This window comes from Bacillus sp. OK048 (assembly GCF_900103525.1).
In the GTDB taxonomy this organism is placed as follows: Bacteria; Bacillota; Bacilli; order Bacillales; family Cytobacillaceae; genus Neobacillus.
The window spans coordinates 354,518-377,988 of record NZ_FNHN01000001.1; the positions used below are offsets into that span (position 1 = coordinate 354,518).

The window sequence follows — 23,471 nt, forward strand, 5'->3', positions numbered from 1 at the left end:
ATGAAAATCATTCTTGGAGACCTTCTTGCATACTTGATTTAAAACGCATTTTTACTAAGTCATCATTTTTCGGCCATCGATTGGTCGAAAGCAAAATATCGACACTAAAATTCGGTTAACTGCAAATGCTGCATCCTGTACTGTTATTCCTTTTTCCCCAACTTTTCAAACAATCTCTTAATCTCTTGATAGGTTTCCTGACCGCAGGCGTCTCTACCAATTTCATCACAGGTACTGGATTAAGAAAATGCATGCCAATCACTTGAGAAGGATGGTTGGTGCAGTTGCCAAGTTCAGTGATACTTAACCCAGATGTATTGGAGGCAAAGTTTGTATTCGGTCTGCATAACGTATCAAGCCTTTGGAGCAATGATTTCTTACTCTCCATGTTTTCAATGATCGCTTCAATGACAATATCCGCTAGTTCCTCAATATGAATCGTTCCATGAATGCGTCCGAGTGTTCGGTCAGCTTCCCTCGCTGGAAAGTTTTCCTTTTTCAACCGAACGGTTTAAATTGGGCTTGATGTTATGTATTCCTTTTTATAAAAATTTTCCTTAACATTTTGCAGAATCACTGAATACCCCGCGACAGCAGCTGTTTAAGCAATTCCATTCCCAATTGTTCCTTCACCGATTACGCCAATGATCTTTTCCATGAAACGATCTCTTACTTATTTACTTATTGTTTGTATAATTTATCCCGCATTAACGGGCAAGTATGATCCCTACTGATGGAGGTTTCACTTTATAGCGCTTCCACAATCATGGCGGCCGCTGGTCCACCACCCGCGCAAAGAGAGGCACAGCCATATTTAGAACCGCGACGCTGCATTTCATAGATTAACGTTGTTAACAATCTGGCTCCCGTACAGCCAACAGGGTGACCTAATGAAATACCGGAACCATTTGCATTCACTTGATCCATCGGAATATTTAGTTCACGATTGACAGCTAAAAATTGGGCCGCAAAAGCTTCATTGATTTCCCAATAATCAATCTCATTCATTTGCAAGCCGGCAAATTGTAAGGCTTTATGAACAGCTGGAACAACTCCAATTCCCATTCTTTTCGGATCGACTGCAGCGGACGCGGAAGAGACAATTCTAGCTAACGGCTTTAATCCAAGCTCAATTGCCCTTTCCTTAGCCATTAGGATGACAGCTGCTCCACCGTCATTGAGACTAGAAGCATTTCCGGCTGTTACAGTTCCATCCTTTTTAAAGGCAGGCCGTAATTTGGACAACGATTCCATGCTCGTGGTTGGATTTGGATGTTCATCTTGGTCAATTGTTTTCGTTACTCGTTTCATCTTCACTTCAACAGGGGCAATCTCTTGTTTAAATGTTTTATTTTGAGTGGCATTACAGGCTCTCTGATGACTAATGACTGCCAGTTCGTCTTGTTCTTCGCGGCTTATCTGATACTCCTCGGCAAGTGTTTCTGCCGTTACGCCCATGTGATAATCATTGAAAGCATCTATTAAAGCATCATTTAGTAAAGAGTCTACAATTGAACTGTCCCCCATCTTCAAACCCCCGCGAACCTTTGGTAACAGATAAGGAACATTTGTCATACTCTCATACCCAACCGCTGCTCCAATATCAATCTTGCCAAGCATAATATTTTGGACGACGATTTCAACGGCACGCAAGGAAGAAGGACACTGCTGATTAATCGTGGAAGCGACCGTCTCTACAGAACACCCGGCCCCTAATGCGACTTGGCGGGCTGTATTGCCTTTACAACCTGCTTGGTATATATGGCCTCCCACCACTTCTTCAATTTGATTTGCTTCAATCCCCGCAGCTTCAACCGCTGCTATTAAAGCGTGTACTCCTAAGTCCACTGCAGTTAAATCTTTAAACGCTCCGAAATAATCACCGATTGGGGTTCTTTTTGCACTAACAATAACCGCTTCACGCATGGCTAATTCCTCCATTTGATAAGAATGCGAATCTATTCATTTTTTAAATAATAGAAGGTTTATGTATTTTTTTTTCTGGTTGATATTGGTCTCTCAATACATTCTTTTGGATTTTCCCGATCGATGTCCTTTGGAAATCCTCAATAAATTTAAAAATTTGCGGGATTTTAAAATAGGATAATCTTTCTTCGCAGTATGATTTTATTTCCTGTTCTGAAAGACTATATCCTTCCTTCAATTTAATAAAAGCGGCAACGGTCTCTTCTCTTAAATGATCAGGGACAGCAATAACAGCACAGTCCTCAACACTTGAATGATCTCGAATAATATTTTCTACCTCTAGTGAAGATATATTTTCTCCGGCACGCTTAATCATATCTTTGTTACGATCGACAAACCAAATATATCCATTTTTTTGATAATAGCCATTATCCCCTGTGTAAAGCCATCCATCTCGTAAGGTTTCCTTCGTTGCTTCCGGATTTTTATAATACCCTCTCATTAACGATGGTGATTTGATAATGATTTCTCCCACTTGGTTTGGTCCCAATTCGGTTCCATTTTCATCGATAACCTTTACCTCATGCCCTAAAGCTGGCTTCCCGATAGGGACGATTCCTGTGCGTTCATCCATGATTCTTTTTTCATAAATAGGTGTTACAATCGAGGTTGTGATTGATTCTGTCATGCCATACCATTGATACAGTTTAATACCAAAGCGAGCTTCAAACTCTTCTAATTCATTAAAAGTAACAAATAGACCGTAACCAGCTTTTTTAAGGGTATGTTCTTTTTCATTTGGATGATCATCTGTTTGTAAAAGCATTTTAATGACCGTTGCTACAAAACTTGAAACTGTTGGTTGGTATCTTTGAACATCATCCCAAAATGTGGATGAACTAAATCGTTTCAGTAGAACGATTGAACAACCCGCAACTAAAGAAGCCATCGTCGTATAATACTGTGAATTAACATGAAATAAAGGTAGAAAAATTAAATAACGGTCAAATGGTGTTAGCCACTGGTTTCGCACAGAAGTTTCTCCTGCAAAAATGTAATTTTCGTGTGTAATTTCAGCGCCCTTAGGTTTTGAAGTGGTTCCAGACGTGTACATTAAACAACACACATTTTTTGAACTAACATCATTCACATGAGAACTTGCAGGAAATTTGCTTAAATAAGTTAACCAATTTTCCGTAATCACATCGGTAAATAACAGATTACTTGAATCAACTAACTCTTTTATTTTTCCTTGAAAAAGTTCTTGATCTCCGATAAAACCAGCAGCATCTGAATGATTGATAAAATACTCAATTTCATAAGCGGTCGAGGCAGTATTAATCGGGACAAGCACAGCCCCAATTGCCCCACAACCAAACCAAAAATAATAAAATTCTGGGGAATTACTGAGTAAAACGGCAACCTTATCACCTTTTTTTATACCTTTTGCTTTAAGATAATTCCCTGTTTGATTAACCCGAAGTAGTAGCTCTTCATACGATATACATTGATCTTGATAATAGAGAAATATTTTCTTTGGGTGTAATTCAGTTTTTTCTTTAATAACCTCGTATATTGTTTTATCTCCTGTAATTAGCATGCTAGCTTCCCCCAATCCAAATTATTTTTTTATTCCTTATTTTCAGAAATTAATAGATACGTAACTACCAAGATTTCAACTGATATTTCGCTAGCTTTTCATATAAAACAGACCGGCTAATTCCTAACACTTTTGCTGCTTTTGTTTTATTTCCTTGAGTCTGTTGTAATGCTCTCATGATCATTTGCTGTTCCGTTAGTTGACGTGCATCCTCAAGAATGACATTTCTTTTCCCTGTAAAAAATCCATTGATTTCTTCCGAATTTTCCGAACTCATTTCCAATACGTCATGCCTGGCATTTTGAATATGCTTTGGTAAGTCCTCTACCTCAATAATTCGTTTATCCGTAAAAGTCATGGCACTTTCAATCACATTCTTCAATTCTCTTATATTACCTGGCCAACTATAGTAAGTAAAAATATCCTCTACAGCTGGGTCCATTCCAATAATGCTGGTTCCAAGAAACTTATTTAATTCCTTCATAAACCTTTTTGTAAGTACCATAATATCTTTTCTTCTTTCTCTAAGAGCGGGAATATCAATGGTTACAACGTTTAAGCGATAGTACAAGTCTTCTCTAAACTTGCCATTTTTGATCATTAATTCTAAATTTCGGTGAGTAGCGGCAATAATTCGTACATCCACATGAATTTGTTTAATGCCTCCTACTCTGTAAAATCCCCTATCCTGGAATACTCTTAATAATTTTGCTTGAAGTGGAGGTGCCATATCACCTATTTCGTCTAGAAAGAGTGTTCCTCCATTTGCTAAGTCAAACTTACCGATTTTCCCTCCTTTTTCTGCTCCCGTAAATGCACCTTGTTCGTAACCAAAAAATTCCGATTCAAGTAAATGTTCAGGAATGGCAGCACAGTTAACTGAGACAAATGGATAATCCTTGCGATCACTTGCATTATGGATGGCCTGTGCAAACAGTTCTTTTCCAGTACCGCTTTCCCCTCTTATGAGGATCGTTGAACGTCCTTTTGCAGCTTTTAAAGCATACCGAAGTGTTTTTTTCATACCTAAGTCTTCTGTAATAATTTTTTCAAACGAAATCAATGATTTATTTGATTTTTTTTCTTCCTCATTTTTATCTTTTTGTTTATTTAAACTCTCATATTGTCGAATTAACCCGAGGATTTCAGCCATTTTATTTGATAGGTCATAGTGCCTCATTTTTTCTCGTGCTTCGTTAATTCCATTGTACATAATCCTGCTTATAGCCCCAATAATATTACCATCCTCAAAAACAGGAATATTCTGGATAATACATAGAACCCCATTAAACTCTACTACTCTGCTAAGGTCAGCAACTCCAGACTCTAGAACTTTTTCCAAATTTAATATCGGTATAACTTCTTTTATAGGTTTACCTAGCCCCTTTTCATTTTCGACATTAAACAAATATGGAATTTTATGATTTAAAAAAATTATTTTTCCATGCTCATTTACAATAGCAATACCATCGTATAGTTGTTCGATAATTGCATCAAGCATATTTTGCCATCTTTTTATATTCTTCGTTTGTTTTATTTCTTTCAAAAGTAAATCATTTTGAAAAACAGTATTACCTTCTGTGAAAATAGGTAATGAGGAGTGTAACAATGGCTTATTAACTTTTGAATAATCCTTATCTAGAAGATAAAGAATGCCATCATCCATGATTATTATGTTTTTTTCTTCGTTCAATTTAAAGGCACCTAGAAAATTTAAAAAGATTGCTTTTTCTAGTTGGCTCTTTGTCCAATTTGTTTTTCTTGCATGACTAATTATGTCCTTCATTTTAATTAATCCTAGTAATTGTTTTTTATCTTCAAGGATGATAAAAGAGCAAACTTTATAGTCAACTAGATATTCCTTCACATCATCATATTTCATATCATAGACAGAAGAACCTTGAAATTCATTTACATAGCCCTCTATCTTCGTATCAAGAGAAATATTTGCCAAGAGTACTTGATAAAGTACTTCTCTGTTAAACACACCAAATAATTGTTTATTATCATCTAATACCGGAACCACTTCGTAATCGCTTTCATTTAAGAGGCTAATTGCCTTATAGAAACTATCTGACTTCTTTAGATAAGATCGTGAAATGATATTTTCTAAAATTTTTAAGCCCTCCCTTTTAACAGAGAATACTATAGAATAACACTTATTGCCAATATTCTGACTTTTAATTATACAATAATAACATATTCTTCTAAAAAAAGATAAAAGACCTCTGGTCAACACCCAATTTTGAACACACATCTTATCATAAATTTTTCATATCATTTCTGCTATATGTATTGGGATTGTATATTGTTACTTTATTATATATGCAAATTTCTTGCCAACACCATAAAGAGTACTATCCCATTATTTTTCGATTTTTAAACATTTCTTCTCGTAAACATTTTGTCCTGAAATACATACAATTGTCCGTATTTCAGGACAATCAATTTTATCAATGTACATAAAATAAAATGGTACGGGTGCCAATCTCTCAATGATAGCACCCTCACCTTAATATTTTTTACATCTATTTCGCTGCTGGTTCTAACTCATAATTTACTTTTTCAATCTTTCCATTAAATTGAAATTCTCCTTCTTTGCTGTAATTTTTACTAACTGGAGAAAGTCGGTCTCTACCAACATCAAGCCCTTCGTTGGAAACGATTTTATCTAAAAGATTGTTCATTTGAACTGTGCCTACCTGTTCGTCATCAATATACAAAGTTCCGATTCCTTCACTCTGACCCGTCACCTTAAATTCAAATGTAATTGTTGAAGGACCTGTTGGAACTTTCTTCTTTGATTCAATTCGGAAGACCTCTTCCATATTATTGTATTCATAGACTGCGCGTTTATTTTTTATATAAATTGTGTACCCGCTTGTATGATTTCCGTGTGCAACCAAAACGCCTTCACTTTTTTGTTTAGTATCAATAGGAATCGTAATGGTATATGATTTATTCATAATTTTTGGTGCAACCGAAGCGCCAATATGAGCCATACCATGATAATAAGTAAAGGAATTGCGAGCTGTAATAGCATTTGGATTTTTCGAAGCTTCTAAATTCAACTCTTGAACCGTTCTATTTTCAAGTGGCCATGCAGAAAAGTGCCACCTTGAATTAAAATCATATTTTCATCATAGTAATCTTGATGGGACTTGGTTGGTGTTTGCTGATCTTGAATAGCTGTTGTATTCAATGAGATGGAGGATCTGGATAGTGAACAACAGCTTTTTTTCTACTGACAATAAAACCACCCCCTGCTTTGGTTTAATTTAGAAATTTTAAAATAACAATTCAAAATTGTTTTAATACGTTGGGTTCTATGAAAAGGTAGAGAAAAAAAATAGATTTTCATATTACTTTAATCTATGTATCTCCTCTACCTCATTTTCATTTAGTTCGTATTTTTACTAGGTTGCCTTATTGAAAGTATCTTTCCCATTACCTCTCCTAAAACTTCGGTTGGATTTTCAATGCTGCTTTTTTCTCGCCAAGCAACATGATTATCTGGCCGTACAAGAATAGCACCATATACAGAAATTTCTGATAAATTTTCCCAATAACCTGTTGGGTCAGCATATTCACCTTCATACCCTATCTGAACATGTTTAATTTTGGTCCCTAGATTTTCAGATATTTCTTTTGCTGCTTCATTCCATCCTTTTGCGGAAGGTCCAGTTATAAGGAGAAACCCACCTTTTTCAACGAGATCAAGAGTCGAAATCCGCTGATTTTTATATTCAATCCAAGCATGGGGCAGTCTGTGTCCAGGAAGAGTGGTTGGGTGATAAATACTTCCAATCGGATCTATTTCTGGCGGTTCAGTATTCTCAGCAACTAGAGCGCCTTGATCATAGGAGAACCCTAATTCAATATTATGTGCTTGAAATTCAATCCGTTGAGTTTTAAAAACTTCCGCTGCTCTTGCTCGGATTGAAGCTCCCTGCTCAGTCTGAGCAAAGTAAGCCTCAAGTGCAGCATTTTGAGCTTCTTTTGGTAATCCTGGCATCAACCCAACACCCATATTAAGAAGCGCGTGATTCATAAATGAAAATAGTGCCCAATCTACATTCCTTCCTCCGATTTTACGGCGTTCTGGTTCGTACGAATCTAGTAACTCTTCAGAAGCCTGGCCTTTAAGAACGGCTGCAAGTTTCCAGGTGAGATTATGGGCATCTTGGAAAGCAGTATTGAGACCAAGTCCAGTAGTTGGCGGGTGACGGTGGGCTGCATCTCCTGCTAAGAAGATTCGATTAACACGATATTTTTCTGCTAAAACAGCTTCAATAAACCAATGACTAATCCTAACGATCTCAGGCTCTAATTCAGGGATTCTCAAGACTTCACGAAGTAGCGGTATAACAGAATCATTATCGAATTTTTCAGGGTCATCTGGTCGTATCCCATTATGCAGCACCCATTCCTCTGATTGAGGACCCCAGGTTGGTCCTACTGGTACAAGGCCACAAAGCGCTCCCTCAGGACTAGGAAGGAATGTAATGAGGTTAGGTGAATCACCCATCCATTTTGACAGGTCAGCTTTAAAATAGACACTAACCATATCGACTAAACCTGTAGGCCCTTCCATCTTAACCCCTAGTTTCGGGCCTACTGATTTACCACCATCTGCAGCGATCATATACTTAGCACGAACACTGATTTTTTCATTTGTTTTTCGATTTAGGATGGTAGCTGTAACGGCTTCTTGATCCTGATTCCATTCGACTAATTCATGATGAAATAATAATTTTCCTGGTGCCCGTTCCTCTGCAACTTGACGTAATAGTGGTTCAAGTCGAAGTTGTGGTAAATTCGTACTTGGGGTTGGACTGTCTGTGGTATATCTTTCACTGAGCTCTCCTCCTCCAAATGCGTCTAGTTCATAAAAGTTCTTTCCTTCATAGTCCTTTGTGCCGCCAATAGATGAGCGATAATGAACCTGGGACATATATTTCATAGGTGTACCGTGTTCATAAAGCAAATCGGCGATTCCATGCTGTCTCATGATTTCCATTGTTCTTTGGTTTTGGTAGTGTCCTTTAGGTAAGTGGGAAGTCCCTTCATGACGTTCAATAAGTAAATGATCAATTCCTAAATCAGATAGAAAAATAGAAGAGGAAAGACCACAGCCTCCGCCTCCAACAATTAATACAGGAACCTCTAAATTCATAAGACAACTCCTTAATAGATTATTTAATGAAAATAGATAGAAGAGTGTATTTTAAACCAATTAGTTGTTTATTATCACTGTAAATATTATTAGATTGGAACATTAAAAAATGTAGTCCTGTCCTAAACCATAAATCCGCTTTGTCTCCTTGAACACATGTTCTATTACATTAGGCTCAAACAATGAACCTACTACAATGAAAGAAGTGTTACTTAAAAATGCAACATTGGCCATGACTCTTTTACCGTTTTGTTCAAGCAGCTAAAGCAAACATTCTGTTTAATGGATGTTTATCTGAAGCTTCTTCTACTTCTAGATCACATGAACAATACTTTCCAGATGAAAACTATAGTTAAATAATAGTATGTTCTTCAGTAAAGAAAAATTTAGTCTTTGATAAATCTACGAACTTACTTTCATCTTCTTTAAGGAGTTTGTTTGCAGCCCGCCCTTCTGGGGTAGCTAAAGCCATATTTAATTCTTCTAGGCTATCCCACCAAACTTCTGCAATGCCATCATAACTTGTTACTTCTTCATCACGAGATTGTAGAAATATATTATTATTTCCTTGAAGCGTATGACTCTGTATATAACGACGCATCCTCATAGCCTCTGCACACTCTGAGACAAGTTTCGCATGATCTTCTAACCAATATTTATAAAATTCTTCTAAAGTAATTTCAGGTTTTTTCTTGGCTAAAGCTACCATTTTAATCATCGAGTTACCTCCTAGAATATTATGAAATTGGAACATTAAAAAATGCAGTCCTGTCCTAAACCATAAATCCGCTTTGTCTCCTTGAACACACGTTCTATTACATTAGGCTCAAACAATGAACCTACTACAATGAAAGAAGTGTTACTTAAAAATGCAACATTGGCCATGACTCTATTACCCGTTTTGTTCAAGCAGCTAAAGCAAAAATTCTGTTTAATGGATGTTTATCTGAAGCTTCTTCTACTTCTGGATCACATGAACAATACCTTCCAGTAATGAAAACTATAGTTAAATAATAGTATGTTCTTCAGTAAAGAAAAATTTAGTCTTTGATAAATCTACGAACTTACTTTCATCTTCTTTAAGGAGTTTGTTTGCAGCCCGCCCTTCTGGGGTAGCTAAAGCCATATTTAATTCTTCTAGGCTATCCCACCAAACTTCTGCAATGCCATCATAACTTGTTACTTCTTCATCACGAGATTGTAGAAATATATTATTATTTCCTTGAAGCGTATGACTAAGTATATAACGACGCATCCTCATAGCCTCTGCACACTCTGAGACAAGTTTCGCATGATCTAAGGCATAATATTGTTTAATTAACTCTAAGTTTATAGCGCTCACCGTTTTCATAGACTTTTCCCTCACCTTAATTATTTTGCAACAAAGGTGTTTCTTTTCTTCCGAGGATATTGATTAGGGCGTTAGTCAACGTCTCATTAGGGTTCTCGACTGCAACTTTAGTCCGCCATGCCACATGATTGTCTGGACGTACTAGAATAGCACCTTCTTCAGAGATTTCACATACTTCCTTCCATTGGCCAGTTGAGTCAATGTAATCAGCGTTATTGCCGATGCTGATACATTTGATGTTAATTCCTAGTGCATTTTTAATTTTTTTAACGGCATCAGACCATGCTGCAGAAGATTGACAAGTGATTAACACAAACTCACCCGTCGCACCAACAAGGTCGAGAGTCGAAATTTGCTTATCCCCCTTTTCAATCCATGCATGTGGTAGTCGGTGACCAGGACGTGTGGTTGGTTGATATTTATTGCCCATTGGGTCTGATTCAGGCGGAGTTGTTCCATCCTTTATGAGAGAGCCATCCTCGTAGTAAAAACCTAACTCCAAGTCATGAGCTTGATATTCAATCCGCTGGGTATGGAATACTTCAGCGGCACGAGCACGGATTGAAGCACCTTGTGGAGTATCTGCGAAATAGTTCTCAATCGCTTTCTCTTGTGCCTCTTTAGGCATACCTGGTAATAAACCCATTCCGATCGCATGAAGAGGATGATTCATAAAAGTAAATAGTGCCCAATCTACATTTCTTTTTCCAACACTTCTACGTTCTACTTCGTATGAATCTAATAGTTCCTCGGAAGCCTCTCCTTTAATTACTGCGGCAAGTTTCCATGTAAGATTATGAGTATCCTGGAATGCTGTATTTAAGCCGAGTCCTGTTGTTGGTGGATGGCGATGAGCGGCATCCCCCGCTAGGAAAATTCGACCAACACGATAGCGATCGGCTAACACACCCTCAACAAACCAGTGACTCACTTTAAGAACTTCTGGTTGTTCGGAAATTCTTAAGACATCCTTTAGCACAGCACTTGCCGATTCTTCATTAAAATTATCTGGATCGTCAGGTCTAATACCATGAACAAGTACCCACTCCTCTGATTTTGGACCCCAAGTTGGTCCTGCTGCAAATAGACCACTTAAACCGCCTTCAGGGCTTGGCAAGAACGTGAGCAATGCTTCCATGTCGCCCATATACTTTGAGAGATCCGCTTTGAAATAAATATTAACCATGTCCACTAAATTTTTTGGACCTTCTAACTTCACTCCAAGCTTAGGGCCTACTGTTTTCCCACCATCAGCCGCAATCATATATTGAGAACGTACTGTGAATTTTTCTTTTGTTGCCCGATTTAAAATTGTAGCTGTAACTCCACTCTCGTCTTGATTAAAATCGACTAGTTCATGATTAAATAAAACTTTTCCTTGGGCTCTTTCTTCGGCAATTTGGCGTAAAACTGGCTCAAGTCTAATTTGTGGAAGGTTTCCACTTCTAGTAGGGCTATCTTTTTCATACTGCTCACGAAGCAAGCCACCGCCAAAGGCATCTATTTCATAAAAATTACGCCCTTCATACGGCTTATCTCCGCCAAGAGATGAGCGAAAGTGAACTTTTCCCATATGTTTCGCTGGAGTTCCAATTTCATAGATTCGCTCAGCTACCCCATGCTGTTTCAAAATCTCCATTGTTCTTTGGTTTAAATAATGTCCTTTTGGTACCGGTGACGTACCCGGATGCCGTTCAACAAGCAAATGATCGATGCCTAAATCTGAAAGGAAGAAAGAGGAGGAAAGACCTCCTCCGCCTCCCCCAACAATTAGTACTGGAACGGTAACTTCCATAAAAACTCTCACTCCTTTAATTGATCAATATACAAACCTATCATTTTAATCAGTCAATTTTATTTCTTTTGCAGGCAAACCTATTTATCGAATACCAATCACTGAAATATTTTTATATTATGAATTTTCAGTCTTTAAATCGCAATTAACTTAGCTGAAACTTATTTTTTTGTCTCTGACAGCTTCTCTTTCAACCTCCATGTAGATTTTCCAACTCTATTAACTGTATTAGAGTGTAAGAAAAAATCATAATGATATTGAGTTTAATAAACCACCATCTACAGGTATGGCTACTGCATTTATATAATCTGAAAGATCACTAGCTAGGAAAAGTGAAGCTTTAGCAATATCTGCGGGTTTTCCCGTTCTACCACTTGCTTTATTAATCGCATTAATAGCTTCTGGATTTTCAAACACATCTTTAACCATGGGTGTTTCAATTAATCCTGGGCAAATCGAATTGCATCGTATCCCTTTAAGCTTATAATCTGCAGCTATTTGTTTAGTAAAACCGACTACAGCATGTTTGGAGGATGTGTAAGCAATTCCTCCACCACCACCAGTTAGACCTGCACCTGAAGCAATATTGATGATGCTTCCTTTCCCTTTGTTGATCATGTGTGGCAGCACAGCTTTAGTCATTAAGAATAATCCTTTTACATTGATGTTCATTGATAGATCCCAAAGTTCTTCTGATGTTTCTAAAATTGGGGCATAACGATCAAATACACCTGCTGTATTACATAATATATCTATTTGACCAAATTTCTTAATGGCAGCATCTACCAAGTTAGTGATATCTTCTTTATTCAGGACATCGACTTTTAGAGCAAGAGTATTCTTCTGATTTGGTGACAATTCTTCAGCAAGTTTACTTACATTTTCACCATTTATATCAGCAAGAACCACTTTAGCCCCCTCTTTTGAGAAAATCGCAGCCTGTTCTCTTCCAATACCTGATCCTGCACCTGTGATAATTGCTACTTTTCCATCTAAAATTCCCATAAAAAAACCCCCTTTTTGAATTTTCAGTATTTTAATTAGACTCTTTCAATCGGTAATTTTAAGCAAATACTGGTGACAAATCCACATAGATTCGTTGTTCTTTAATCATTCCGTTTTCAATTTCATTGATGGCCGCTGCCTTGACAACAATCTGTTGGTTATCTTTTCGGCTATATATCACGTCACACTCTAAGAAAATGAGATCTTCTTCCACTTCCCAAACATTTGTAAGAACATGACGAATACCGTTTACACTGCTCACAATACCGCCTAATGCACTACTAATTCCCTCACGTCCGTTTATCGTCTCTGAATTGAATTTTAATACAGCGTTTTCAGAGAAATATTCCATTGATTCATCCAACTTATTAGAATCTAATAAAGCGTAATACCGTTTGATTAATTCTTGATTTTTATCACTTACTGTTTTCATAGATTACACACTCCCATTTTTATGAATAGTTTTTAATAATGACTTTTCTGTAACCGATTACAGTTGAAAGTTTAGCAATTAATCTTTTTAAATATTAATTTGGCCATATCCATTAGGTTGTCTTTTTTATAAAAACATGCCGAGGTTGGCTACTCCTAGGACGCTCTGGTCAGAATAAATCATTCGAGAGGCAATTTTCCAATCTCCATTTTCTTTTCTAATCACATCGACACGTTCCCCTGATAATTCTTCACTATAAGAATCTGAGGCTCTGTTACGTCTAAATAAGAAATAGCTTCGCACTTGGTATTCATCCTTTTGAGTGCATGGTTGGATGAAAATATTGTTTATAAAATGTCTTTGCCTTGTAGCAGGGTTTTCTGTCCATGCAGTATCCTGATAGAGGCGGTCAACACGGAAGGTAAGGGACTTTTTTGTTTCTTGTAAAAACCCTTTATCAACAAAGGCGGAACTAGTTCCCCGCTCCGGCGTTATACGCATTGGCATTTGGTAATCAATATCATCGGAGAGCAAGTCTAACCATTCTTTATATCTGAAATGATTCAACAAATATACTTCATGATATAGAAAATTTCTTATTTCATTTTGTATTTCTAAAGAAACATTTAAGGATTGTTTTAATACATCATTACTCATTTGTGTGCCTCCTCTTCAATTAAACTTCCTTCCGTAATCCGGTCAAACCATGCATCATGTAGTGACCGAAATAAAGTATCATTGAAAGTCATAGGATAGGCAATACCAGGCCCTGGGAAATTTTTATCCTGCTCAATTCGCCCCATTCCCATTAGGTAATTTAATACATTATTGTAGTTTAATTCCTTATCTTGGGTCATAATCCCTTTACTGGCTTGTATAACACGATTCCATATCTCTGTATCGTCAGTTTCAAATGTCCCGGAAACCCCGAAGCTTCCAATGTAAGCATTATAGGCTTCTTCTTTATATTCTTGTGGAGCCGCTTTATCAATCATAAACCAAGACCAAACTTCGACTTTTTCCGGTCCTAATGGCCTCCACACTCTGAAAGTCGTATAATTATAGGCCTTTCCTTCATCAACCTTACTAAGTGGGAGGAAGCTAATATTTAGAAACGACAGCGTTGGAAAAATACTTCCAATAAAAACCGTTGTCTTCTCTAACATCTCATATTGCTGAGGAGTCAAGTTTTTTTCAAACATCGGCCACATAGACTCTGGAAGTCCTCGGAATGGAAGCACCTTTTGAGTGTCTTCATCGACAACGATCATAATCCCATGCCCTCCTCCACAATCGACCTGGTATCCAAGCCCCGGAAACATCGGATCTGGTGGGGCAATGCCCATATCCAAAGCTGATTTATGGGCTGTTTTAGAATGATAGGTATCTCCTATAAAGTTTTCGAGTGTCATTTTCCAATTACCTGGACATTCCCAACGTTGCGGAGGTCCCACAACTTCCAATCCACCATCACTTTTTCCAAGCATAATATCCAAATACCATTTCATATCTCCAAGGTTTTCTTCTAACGATTCGGCATTTGGGTCCAAATTACCGAAAATCATGCCTTGGTAGCTCTCTACCTTCGCAACAGGACGTAATCCCCAATCACCTTTATCCAATTCTTCTCCATATATCTTATTTCCTAACGTCACTCCAACAAGAGATCCCTCACTATTAAAGGACCAACCATGGTAAGGACAGGTGAATGTTTTTTGATTTCCAGAATCCGATATACATAATTGGGTACCTCGATGTGGACAAGAATTAAGGAAAGCCTTGACCTCTCCTGATTTTGTTCGTGTAACCAAGATTGGATCATTTACGATCCAACGTGTGACATAGTCACCTGGATTAGACACTTCTGATTCATGAGCTAAGAAATGCCAGGTTTTAGCAAATACCTTTTCTTCTTCTAATTTATATATTTCTGGATTCATGAACACCCATTGTGGAAGTAATCCCTGATCTAGTTTTTGTTTTAAGTCACTTAACTGTTTGTTACCTAAACCATAATCACTTAAATTATTCTTAGTCATAGTCCTTTCATCCTCCTCATACTTGAGTCTCTTTTATATCAAATGACTACCATCCCAATGTATACGGTGCTGTAAAGAATACTTTTGCACTAAGGTGCTTGAACTTCCATACTCCATCGACTTTCACATAGTCTTCATCATACTCAGCACATACCCACAACTTGTTATCCGGTTGTGTAGTCATAGGAGCCAAAAACTTCCAATTTCCTTGTGCCTCGTTTCCATTTACCTTTATAATAGGATTCCCTACATTATGTTGTGAAAAGAGGATACTAGGTGAGTGGGTGTTGTGAAAGAGATCCCATATTTCTCTGTGTCCCTTGGCAACTCCAAACGGACCTCCGTCCCAAATTCCATCCTCTGTAAAAATCGCAACGATTCTATCCGCATTATGCTGGTCATCACAAGCAGCACAATATTCATACTTGAGCTGCTCAATTGCCTCGATGTCCTCCAAATAGCCTAGGCGTTTTTCCAATGATTGCAGTCTTTCTTCAATACTCATTTTTGTCCCCTTTCATAGTTTTTATATTGTAAAATTTCATGACCACTTTGATGGATACAATGATGTAGCAATTATTCCGCGAATGTTGCCCACTAAGCCGTTCAAAGTTGTACTAAATCACTAAGTACTCATTAGGTCTTGTCATAAAAGTGATTAATGTCTACCTTCATCCATCCACTTAGAAAAGTCTGCCTTGAAATAAATACTTAACAAACAACATCATTTTATTAATAATTCAACCAATTCTGGACTGTAGTTAATGAATGCTCAAACCTCCATCAACCATCATTGAATGGCCAGTGATATATGAGGCTTTGTCGGATGCTAGAAACAGAACTGCAGAACCAATCTCCGACGGTTGACCAAAACGTCCTATTGGGTGCATAGCTATCAACGTCTCTACCAACTTTGGATCATTTGCGGCTGTTTCCTTCACCATTGGAGTTTCTATAAGTCCTGGAAGGACGGCATTGATGCGTATTCCCCGGTTAGAATATTCCAAAGCCGCAGCCTTTGTTAGTCCTACAACCCCATGCTTAGCTGCCACATATGAAGCCATATTCGCGACAGCGAGGATGCCGGCAGCGGATGAAGTGTTAATAATTGAGCCGCCACCATTTTTCAACATTGCCGGAATTTCGGCTTTCATAGAATAAAAGACCCCAGTCAAGTCAACCTTTAAAGTGCGATCCCAAATATCGGGATCAACGTCGGCAAGTTGGCCACCGGTTGCTTCAATGCCAGCGTTGTTGAAAGCCACGTCTAGCCTGCCATAGGTATCCATGGTGCTGGCAACCAAGGATTGGACCTCGGTTAAGCTTGTTACATCTGTCTAGATGAATCGCCCAGCCTTTTCCCCTCCAATCCAATCAAGAGCCTCTTTTCCAGCCTTTTCGGCAATATCCCCAATTACTACCTTAGCTCCAGCCTCCACAAACATTTTAGCTGTTTCACGCCCAATACCAGTGCTTGCACCGGTAATAAGAACAATTTTTCCGTCTAAATCATTTAGCATTTTTGAAACCTCCCAAAAGACTTAAATATTTGTCTAGAGTCAAAGAGAATATAGTCTGACAACCTTTCTTCTCTATCACCCTTTCAAATATTTATTAATTAATGATTTTCATGGTCGAAATACAGGTTACATTTATGCCTTTATACATTCAGAATTACTTCTATTGACCAATTCAATTACATATCAATAACCCGTACTCCACCCTTGGCTAAATGATTTTTTGAAATTTCTTCAATCAATACGTGGATATTTTCTTTACGCGCCCCAACTGTTTCAGATACAGCTGATGTTACTTTTTCCACTAGGGCTTTTTTTTGTTCGTCTGTGCGACCTTCTGTCATTTTTACTGTTACATATGGCATTGTTTTACCTCCTAAGATTTAATAGTTTGCAATTTTATTAAAAATGAAGATTGCCCGCTATTCATACTTGAGTTATATGGCTTTCACGGCAAGCTTCTCTTTTACATTTTTTTTACTATTTCAATAATTTCTGACCCATAAGATGTAATATCGTTTCCAAATGGTGTAGACCACTGTGAAAACATTTCATCTGGATTCCATACTTTAGGTCTTTGAGGAAAATCTTCATGCCATGGTCTCGGTTCCATATATCCTAAATCAAAATTATAAAGATCAATACCAAATGTTAATTCAACCACATTTCCATCTGGATCTTGGTGATAAGAGGAAATTGGATGCCCTGCTCCATGTTTAGATGGACCCCAAAGGATGGGTATCTTGTTTTTTGCTAATAAATCATGACTTTTTTCCATATGACCCCAGTCTTTTAGTTCAAAGGCAATGTGATGCATCTTTTTCTTTTCCCCTAATAAGAAGTTCACTATATGGTAATAGGAGTTACATGTCATAAATGTAATCACACCTTCTACCCAATCGGTAACATGAAACCCTAATACATCACGATAAAAATTCACAGCACGTGGTTGATCTTCTGGTGTAAGTGTAAAAGAAACATGGTTAAGATTAAAAGGTGCGATACCCGTTGCCTTAAATCCAACTCCGCTATACTCCATCTCTTCGTAAATTTGTACCGTATTACCAACCACGTCAGTAAACTCTAATAGTTGAGGTATACCCGGAAGGGCATTTGATTTGATTTCAGTATGGATATCATGTTTTGCTAATTCCTCTGCTACTTCGTGTAATGTTGAATCTTTGCTTAATTGAAGTCCCGTAGAGATATAACCTGATTTATCAGACGGAGTAAGAATGATATTATGATGGTCATTAGATGTACTCAAGTAAACGCTTCCATCTTTACCCTTTTGAACAACGGTTAAGCCCATGATCTTTTCATAATAATTAGTCATCGCATCAATATTTTTTGTCCCCAAATGTACATAACCAAATTTAATTAATCTCATCTTTTTCTCTCCCTTTTTAATAAAATGTTATTTAAAATTCAATTGAACACTGCCATACCAAAATGTATTTTTTGATTATGGATAACCTTTATTTATGCAAGTTACATGCCAAAAATTTTATTGTTATATAACCTGGGAAACGCTGATATCTTAAAACGTTTTATCTAAACTTGTTGTTAAAAGCGGACAACCATGTCCGGTTTAACTTTCGGTGTTTGATCAGGATAGGGACGACTCTTTATACTAATTCTGTCTATGAAAATTACCACTTAAAAAATTATAAGATTGTAATTTTAATAAACAATCTTTATCCGTTCTTCAACCGGCTGGAAACTTTTTTCTGGAGGCATTGCTGTTACCTTACCAAATGGCATTTGGGCAACTAACTGCCATGTGCTTGGGATATCCCATTCCGCTTTTACTTCTTCATCGATCAGCGGGTTATAATGTTGCAAGGAAGCCCCAAAGCCTTCTAGTTCTAAAGCGGTCCAAATAATGAATTGAAGCATCCCGGAAGATTGTTGGGACCAAATAGGAAAGTTATCTTTATAAAGCTCATAATTTTTTTGAAGAGTATCAATAACACTTTGATCTTCAAAAAACAGGATGGTAGCATATCCCCTGCTGAAGGAATCCATTTTATCCTGTGTAGGTCCAAATTTTTCTACTGGAACAATTTTTCTTAATGTTTTTGTTGTGATGTCCCATAATTTTGTATGATTTTCACCAAACAAAATGACTATTCTGCCACTTTGTGAATTAAGTGCTGAAGGGGCATGTTTAACAGCAAGTTCAACAATCTCAATAATCCTTTCATCCGAGACAATTTTCTCATTGCTTATTCCATATATAGACCGTCTATCTTTTATTGCTGAAAAAAAATCTTTCTTTAGTGTGATCATATTGATTCCTCCAGAATAGTAAATCCAATAGTTTAAAAAAACCAAGAACAATTTATGCTGATTCTCCTGTATGACGTTGATTAGTGTGACAAAATGGATACTGCTAGGATAATAGGCACGGATATTCCAATTGATCAGTACAGGAGGTTTACAAATATTCCAGGTAAGGAAGTAAGTGGCTTTAAAAATATCGCCAGTTTATTTGGAACCAACAACTAAATTCTCTTGCACCCCTAAATCGATGAACCCATTAGGACTTTTTATCTCACAGCGAATCCTATCCCCATCTTTTAAATAAAGCGGATTATCCTTTTGTTCGTCGATTAAAATCTCTGCTTTTTTTTCTGGTGACTTAGACATTTTCTGAATCAATTCTCCCGATAATTGAATCGCTACGCCTCCTGGTGTCCCAGTCATCACAAGGTCTCCCGGGGATAAATCCATAAGACCAGATAGTTCCGTTAATGTTTCCTCTGGTTTAAAAATTAATTGGTTTGTATTGGCCGATTGACGCAATTCACCATTTACCCATAGTTTTAAGTTGAGATTGAAGATTTCAGGGATATCATCTCTGTCTAAGATGTAAAGATATGGTCCTGTTGGACAAAAGGTTCGGTAACTTTTTCCTTTGTAAAATTGGTCCTGAGGTATTTGAACATCTCGTGCTGAAATATCATTTGTAATCACTAGTCCAGCCACATATTCTAGTAAATTGCCCTCTGTAATTTCAATAGAATGGTTTATTTCTTTTTTAATTACTAGCCCTAATTCAATTTCATAGTCTAGCAACCTTACATGTTCAGGGCGAATGACATGATCATTTGGCCCACATAAGGAGCTTTCAGCCTTTGTAAAGAATAAATTAAAGGTTGGTTTTTCAGACGAACCAGCTTCAGTACGATGAGAAGCGTAGTTAAGTCCTTGACAAACAATTTGGGCAGGTCTAGTAATGGGACTTAAGATGTGTAGATTATTAATGGAAATACCTGTGACAATACCTGAATCAGCAATTTCTCTAGCTTTATCTACTCCGCCTTTTAAGAATGCAGCAAGGGATTCAAATGTCCCAGAAACGGGGATCACTATATCCCCTTTTACAACACCCCAATTATATGTTTGATTTTCTTCGTAACGAACTACATGGAAACCCATTATTTCCCCCCCATTTCTATATTTACCCCAATAAGTAAGAAAGCTCTATCATGGTTAAAAGCATTAAAACTTTCAATTGGGATAACTACCTTTACAGATGCAATTTATGTGCCAAATATTTTTTACAATGTAAACCCTTTCAAATCAAATCCTAGTGAAAAATTTGGTTTAACCTTAAGTGTAGGCTTGTATTAAGAAACAGACATGATGTCCGGTTTTACTTACAATTTTGATCCAGTTTAAGAATTTTTCCATAATGCCTTATTTTTTATTAAATGGAAACCAACTTGCACCAATATTTTGATATGATTTGGGATAATAATCAATAACTGTATTCAATTGCTCTGCAGCAATGCGTACCCAGTAAGGGTTTCGGAGTAATTCACGGCCAATAAAAACGAGATCAGCACGTTCATTCTTAAGGATTTCCTCTGCTTGTATACCTGTTGTAATCAATCCTACAGCACCAGTTGCAATTTCAGCTTCTTTACGAATTTGTTCAGCTGCTCGTACTTGATAACCAGGGTACACATCAATTGCAACTCGAACCAGACCACCACTACTACAGTCAATCAAATCAATACCTTGCTCCTTCATTTTTTTTGCATAACGAACATATGTATCTGGTGTATTTCCTTCTTCATGATATTCTCTTGCAGATATACGAGTAAACAGAGGACCATTCCATTCTGATCTTATAGCTTGAATTACTTCTTTTAAAAAACGGTAACGTTTTTCTTCACTACCACCGTATTCATCCGTTCTTCTATTTGTAAGCGGAGAAAGAAATTCATTGATTAAATATCCATGAGCTGCATGAATCTCGATCACATCAAACCCTACTTCTTTTACTCGACGAGCTGCTTGCTTATATTTGTTTATGATATCGTCAATTTCTTCTGTCGTCATTTCTTTCGGTTCTTTTATCCCTTCAGCTGCAATAGCAGAGGGAGCAAGAATAACTTCATCTAGTTTAGCTTTTCTTCCGGCATGTGCAAGTTGAATCCCAATTTTTGAACCGTAAGCATGCACTATATCGACTACTCTCTTTAGCCCTTCCATATGCTCATCGTTCCAGATACCTAAATCTTCATACGTAGTTCGCCCTTCAGGAGAAACAGCCGTTGCTTCCATCATGATTAAACCAACTTGTCCTACAGCACGGCTTCCATAATGTATGAAATGCCAATCCGTGATATTCCCGTTTTGATTTGCACTTGCATACATACACATTGGAGACATAACAATGCGGTTTTTAAATGTAACATTCTTAATGGTATAGGGTGTGAACAGTTTTACAGTCATTTTAGCACTCCTCTACTACATTTTTTGGAACTCCGTCTTTTAAGAATGCAGCAAGGGAATCGAATGTCCCTGAAACGGGGATAAACTTTATCCCCTTTAACAACACCTCAACTTGATGTATATCCAAAACATTTAACTATAGAATGTAGGCTTGTTGCTAAACACGGACAAAGATGTCCGGTTTAACTAACAGTGTTTATTCTAGTATAGGGAGGCCCCTCTACAATTGGCCTTAAACTTCTAAAACTAGTAATTCAGGTTCTTCAAGTAACTGTTTAATATAATTAATAAAGTTTTGCGCTGTTGATCCATCAATTAACCTATGATCAAAGCTCAATGAGAGATTCATAATAGGAGCGACCATGATTTCTCCATTTTTTACAATAGGCTTTTCCGTAATCCTTCCAATACCTAAAATAGCTACTTCAGGGTGGTTGATAACTGGAGTAAAGAACATTCCCCCAGCAGACCCAATATTCGTAATGGTTATCGTACTTCCTCTTAATTCATTTGGTGCCAATTTTCCTTGACGCCCACGTAGGGCAAGATCTTTAATTTCCTCTGCGATTTTCCATATATTCTTCCGATCAGCCTCCTTCACAACAGGCACGATTAATCCATTTTCCGTATCTGTGGCAATCCCAATATGAAAATATTTTTTATAAATTATTTCATTCTTTTCGTCGTCTATGGATGCGTTAAGTATGGGGAACTCTCGACAGGCAGAAATTAAAGTTTTTGTGATAAATGGCAAATATGTTAGTTTAACACCCTTAGTATCTGCAAATCTTTCATTTGCCTTTTTTCGAAGAGCTACAAGTTCGGTTACGTCAATTTCATCCATGATCGTAACATGTGGTGCTGTATGTTTAGACTTAACCATTGCTTGAGAAATAACTTTTCTTATACCTTTAAGAGGAACCCGTTCTTCCTGTAGTTCGCTCCCAATTGTAACTCTTTCTTCTTTCGTAATTGGTTCACTTTTATCTTGGATTTTTTTAATTGGCTTCTCCTCAGAAACTGCTATTTTCTCTTTAGAGTCATAAGTTAGAACATCTTCCCGTGTAATACGTCCATTCTTACCTGTTCCTATTATTTTGAGTAAAGAAACCTTTTTCTCGCGTGCAAGCTTTCGTATACTTGGAGTAGCTAACACATTTCGCTTAGCAATGGTTTGTATATCTACAGTCTTGTCAGTTTCAGAAAAAATGATTGGTGGTGTTGCAACTGCTACATTGGATCCTGACATAGGTGTACTTATTGAAGCATTATCAACATTCTTTGCTACATTTGATCCTACGCCACATTCGATGGTACTGTTATCACTCTCTTCATCTATTTCAAATACGAGAATGACATCATTAACGGTACAGACTGTCCCTTCAGGAACCTTGATTTCAGAGATTTTCCCACTAACAGGGGATGGTAATTCTACAACCGATTTATCATTTTGTATTTCTGCTATCGTTTGATCTTCTGTTACCGATTCCCCTTCTTTAACCATCCAACTGATAATCTCGCCTTCGTGTATACCTTCTCCAAGCTCTGGTAGTTTAAATTCAAATTTCCCCACATTTAATCATCCTTATATTTTTTCTATGTCGTTTGAAAAGAACTTCATCCAAACTTTAAATTGCTGCTAATTTTTCTTTTTCAAAACATATATCAATAACCCCAACGGAATTATTTAAAATATGAACCAACTGGTTATACATTCTTCTTTCCCCTTGTAGACTCACATGAATAGATAATAGATTTGTATTATCTATTTGTTTGGCATTGAAATCTATAAGCTTACATTTGGTTTTGGATAATAAATGAGTAATGTGAATGAATCGATATGGATTGTTTTCTATTTTAAAAGCTAAATGAAAATTCAT

At 37.1% G+C, this 23,471-nt stretch carries 21 protein-coding genes and 1 pseudogene; all 22 read right to left on the reverse strand.

Annotation, left to right across the window (positions count from 1 at the left end; genetic code table 11):
- Nucleotides 1-115 precede the first annotated feature (115 nt).
- Nucleotides 116-502, reverse strand: coding sequence for a 3-hydroxyacyl-CoA dehydrogenase family protein (locus BLR86_RS01705; protein WP_090757910.1), 387 nt, complete (start codon nucleotides 500-502; stop codon nucleotides 116-118).
- Nucleotides 503-747: 245 nt separating this feature from the next.
- The gene (locus BLR86_RS01710) at nucleotides 748-1,926 is read right to left on the reverse strand and encodes a thiolase family protein (RefSeq protein ID WP_090757911.1); all 1,179 of its coding nucleotides are present in this window, start codon (nucleotides 1,924-1,926) and stop codon (nucleotides 748-750) included.
- Between the two features lie 43 nt (nucleotides 1,927-1,969).
- On the reverse strand, nucleotides 1,970-3,526 hold the full coding sequence (locus BLR86_RS01715) for a class I adenylate-forming enzyme family protein (protein ID WP_090757912.1): 1,557 nt from the start codon (nucleotides 3,524-3,526) through the stop codon (nucleotides 1,970-1,972).
- A gap of 64 nt (nucleotides 3,527-3,590) precedes the next feature.
- Nucleotides 3,591-5,552 carry a sigma 54-interacting transcriptional regulator gene (locus BLR86_RS01720; protein WP_175492759.1) on the reverse strand — a complete coding sequence of 654 codons (1,962 nt, stop codon included), beginning with the start codon at nucleotides 5,550-5,552 and terminating at the stop codon, nucleotides 3,591-3,593.
- Between the two features lie 502 nt (nucleotides 5,553-6,054).
- Nucleotides 6,055-6,597, reverse strand: a complete 543-nt coding sequence (locus BLR86_RS01725; protein WP_090757914.1) for a LamG domain-containing protein — start codon at nucleotides 6,595-6,597, stop codon at nucleotides 6,055-6,057.
- Between the two features lie 329 nt (nucleotides 6,598-6,926).
- Nucleotides 6,927-8,702 carry an FAD-dependent monooxygenase gene (locus BLR86_RS01730; RefSeq protein ID WP_090757915.1) on the reverse strand — a complete coding sequence of 592 codons (1,776 nt, stop codon included), beginning with the start codon at nucleotides 8,700-8,702 and terminating at the stop codon, nucleotides 6,927-6,929.
- A 352-nt stretch (nucleotides 8,703-9,054) separates the two neighbouring features.
- A complete protein-coding gene (locus BLR86_RS01735; protein ID WP_175492760.1) occupies nucleotides 9,055-9,420 on the reverse strand; it encodes an EthD domain-containing protein in 366 nt (121 codons plus the stop codon).
- A 288-nt stretch (nucleotides 9,421-9,708) separates the two neighbouring features.
- Nucleotides 9,709-10,053: an EthD domain-containing protein gene (locus tag BLR86_RS01740; protein WP_090757917.1), complete on the reverse strand. Its 345-nt coding sequence runs from the start codon at nucleotides 10,051-10,053 to the stop codon at nucleotides 9,709-9,711.
- A 16-nt stretch (nucleotides 10,054-10,069) separates the two neighbouring features.
- A complete protein-coding gene (locus BLR86_RS01745; RefSeq protein WP_090757918.1) occupies nucleotides 10,070-11,848 on the reverse strand; it encodes an FAD-dependent monooxygenase in 1,779 nt (592 codons plus the stop codon).
- 246 nt (nucleotides 11,849-12,094) lie between these two features.
- Nucleotides 12,095-12,853: an SDR family NAD(P)-dependent oxidoreductase gene (locus tag BLR86_RS01750; RefSeq protein WP_090757919.1), complete on the reverse strand. Its 759-nt coding sequence runs from the start codon at nucleotides 12,851-12,853 to the stop codon at nucleotides 12,095-12,097.
- Between the two features lie 58 nt (nucleotides 12,854-12,911).
- Nucleotides 12,912-13,286 carry a nuclear transport factor 2 family protein gene (locus BLR86_RS01755; protein WP_090757920.1) on the reverse strand — a complete coding sequence of 125 codons (375 nt, stop codon included), beginning with the start codon at nucleotides 13,284-13,286 and terminating at the stop codon, nucleotides 12,912-12,914.
- 126 nt (nucleotides 13,287-13,412) lie between these two features.
- On the reverse strand, nucleotides 13,413-13,943 hold the full coding sequence (locus BLR86_RS01760) for a 3-phenylpropionate/cinnamic acid dioxygenase subunit beta (protein WP_090757921.1): 531 nt from the start codon (nucleotides 13,941-13,943) through the stop codon (nucleotides 13,413-13,415).
- A complete protein-coding gene (locus BLR86_RS01765) occupies nucleotides 13,940-15,325 on the reverse strand; it encodes an aromatic ring-hydroxylating oxygenase subunit alpha (RefSeq protein WP_090757922.1) in 1,386 nt (461 codons plus the stop codon). Before BLR86_RS01765 ends, BLR86_RS01760 begins: the two co-directional genes overlap by 4 nt.
- Nucleotides 15,326-15,371: 46 nt before the next feature.
- Nucleotides 15,372-15,830: a nuclear transport factor 2 family protein gene (locus tag BLR86_RS01770; RefSeq protein ID WP_090757923.1), complete on the reverse strand. Its 459-nt coding sequence runs from the start codon at nucleotides 15,828-15,830 to the stop codon at nucleotides 15,372-15,374.
- 256 nt (nucleotides 15,831-16,086) lie between these two features.
- Nucleotides 16,087-16,845, reverse strand: a pseudogene (locus BLR86_RS01775) (glucose 1-dehydrogenase).
- 176 nt (nucleotides 16,846-17,021) lie between these two features.
- Complete coding sequence (locus BLR86_RS01780) at nucleotides 17,022-17,207, reverse strand: 2-hydroxymuconate tautomerase (protein ID WP_090757924.1); 186 nt, start codon at nucleotides 17,205-17,207, stop codon at nucleotides 17,022-17,024.
- A 101-nt stretch (nucleotides 17,208-17,308) separates the two neighbouring features.
- Nucleotides 17,309-18,232: a VOC family protein gene (locus BLR86_RS01785; protein WP_090757925.1), complete on the reverse strand. Its 924-nt coding sequence runs from the start codon at nucleotides 18,230-18,232 to the stop codon at nucleotides 17,309-17,311.
- Between the two features lie 293 nt (nucleotides 18,233-18,525).
- Nucleotides 18,526-19,134 carry a nitroreductase family protein gene (locus tag BLR86_RS01790; protein WP_090757926.1) on the reverse strand — a complete coding sequence of 203 codons (609 nt, stop codon included), beginning with the start codon at nucleotides 19,132-19,134 and terminating at the stop codon, nucleotides 18,526-18,528.
- A gap of 198 nt (nucleotides 19,135-19,332) precedes the next feature.
- Complete coding sequence (locus tag BLR86_RS01795; protein ID WP_090757927.1) at nucleotides 19,333-20,286, reverse strand: fumarylacetoacetate hydrolase family protein; 954 nt, start codon at nucleotides 20,284-20,286, stop codon at nucleotides 19,333-19,335.
- Nucleotides 20,287-20,547: 261 nt separating this feature from the next.
- A complete protein-coding gene (gene namA / locus BLR86_RS01800; RefSeq protein ID WP_090757928.1) occupies nucleotides 20,548-21,591 on the reverse strand; it encodes an NADPH dehydrogenase NamA in 1,044 nt (347 codons plus the stop codon).
- 232 nt (nucleotides 21,592-21,823) lie between these two features.
- Nucleotides 21,824-23,164: a dihydrolipoamide acetyltransferase family protein gene (locus tag BLR86_RS01805; RefSeq protein ID WP_090757929.1), complete on the reverse strand. Its 1,341-nt coding sequence runs from the start codon at nucleotides 23,162-23,164 to the stop codon at nucleotides 21,824-21,826.
- Between the two features lie 55 nt (nucleotides 23,165-23,219).
- Nucleotides 23,220-23,471, reverse strand: coding sequence for a hypothetical protein (locus tag BLR86_RS01810; protein ID WP_090757930.1), 252 nt, complete (start codon nucleotides 23,469-23,471; stop codon nucleotides 23,220-23,222).